This is a genomic window from Mesorhizobium sp. M0923 (assembly GCF_040319365.1).
Classification (GTDB): domain Bacteria; phylum Pseudomonadota; class Alphaproteobacteria; order Rhizobiales; family Rhizobiaceae; genus Mesorhizobium.
In genome coordinates this window covers 1-1,113 of sequence record NZ_JAMYNW010000059.1, presented here as the reverse complement: position 1 = coordinate 1,113, position 1,113 = coordinate 1, and the positions used below count along the sequence as shown (strand labels likewise).

Genomic DNA, 1,113 nt, shown 5'->3' with positions numbered 1-1,113 from the left:
CATAGAAATTGACACTGCAAGCTCCTCGGCTCCTTGCTTCAGTGTCAGTATGTCTCGCTCATCACCTCAAGCCGCGCCAGATGGGGTCAGCTTGGCGCTTACGGTATGGACGCGCCAAGGCTGAGCCGACCTGGCGTCCGAGCTCGGCGGGATGAGCAAAATCGTTGGCATGGAGGAGTGAATATGATTCCATCGCGCCATGACCGACGCGGCAGATCAGCTTCCTGATGATCTTGCCAGTGCGCACGCGACGATCCTCGCGGAGCGCGCCGCCCCGCCGCGAGGCGCAAGCCCTCGCCGCCCGCGCGCAAGCGGTGAACTCGCACTCGGATGCGCTGATCGCACGACTGCGACTGCAGATCGAGAAGCTGAAGCGCGACATCCATGGCAGTCGCTCGGAGCGCAAAACCAGGCTTCTCGACCAGATGGAGTTGCAGCTCGAGGAGCTGGAAGCCGACGCCAGCGAAGACGAGCTGGCGGCGGAGATGGCGGTACGGTCTTCGACGGTCAGGGCCTTTGAGCGCAAGCGCCCGTCAAGGAAGCCGCTTCCCGAGCATCTGCCGCGTGAGCGCGTCGTTATCGCCGCGCCCCGGAACTGCCTGTGCTGCGGTTCAGCCAAGCTGGCCAAGCTTGGCGAGGATGTCACCGAGACGCTGGAGGTGATCCCGCGCCAGTCAACGACGTCGATCCGCAGGCCTGGCTGGCCGATGTCCTGGCCCGCATCGCCGACACGTCGATCACACAGCTCGAGTCCCTGGAATTGGACGATCGCAGCAGATAAATTTGCCTGATCTGGCCCATTGGGCTCACATGCAAACCGATCGTTGAGGCCGCCAGATGGGATACCGCAAATCCGCTCTTTACACCCTTAAGTACGCCGCCGAGATGCTCGAAGAGAACGAAGACTTTTTGCGCGATTGCTCGATCGAGATGTTCTCGGAAGACGGTTGCCTGAGCGCCTACGACGGCTATCCCGCAACCGAATTAAGCGAAACTATCGTCGTCTTCACCCAAGATGGCATCGACAACCTTCGGCAAATCGTCAACGAGCGCAGGGCTACCGGTGATGCTCCGCCCAAACCTGCGGCTGGAAATCTCCCGAGACCATAGCCA

At 61.3% G+C, this 1,113-nt stretch carries 1 protein-coding gene and 1 pseudogene; both read left to right on the top strand.

Annotation, left to right across the window (positions count from 1 at the left end; translation table 11 throughout):
* Positions 1-199: 199 nt before the first annotated feature.
* A pseudogene (locus NKH89_RS35610) lies at positions 200-674 on the top strand (transposase domain-containing protein); the annotation flags it as partial.
* A 163-nt stretch (positions 675-837) separates the two neighbouring features.
* On the top strand, positions 838-1,110 hold the full coding sequence (locus tag NKH89_RS35600; protein WP_352912034.1) for a hypothetical protein: 273 nt from the start codon (positions 838-840) through the stop codon (positions 1,108-1,110).
* Positions 1,111-1,113 lie beyond the last annotated feature (3 nt).

What these genes read in the sequence shown, in the direction of transcription:
- NKH89_RS35600 (WP_352912034.1), top strand. Translation starts at nt 838, where the DNA reads ATGGGATACCGCAAATCCGCTCTTTACACCCTTAAGTACGCCGCCGAG.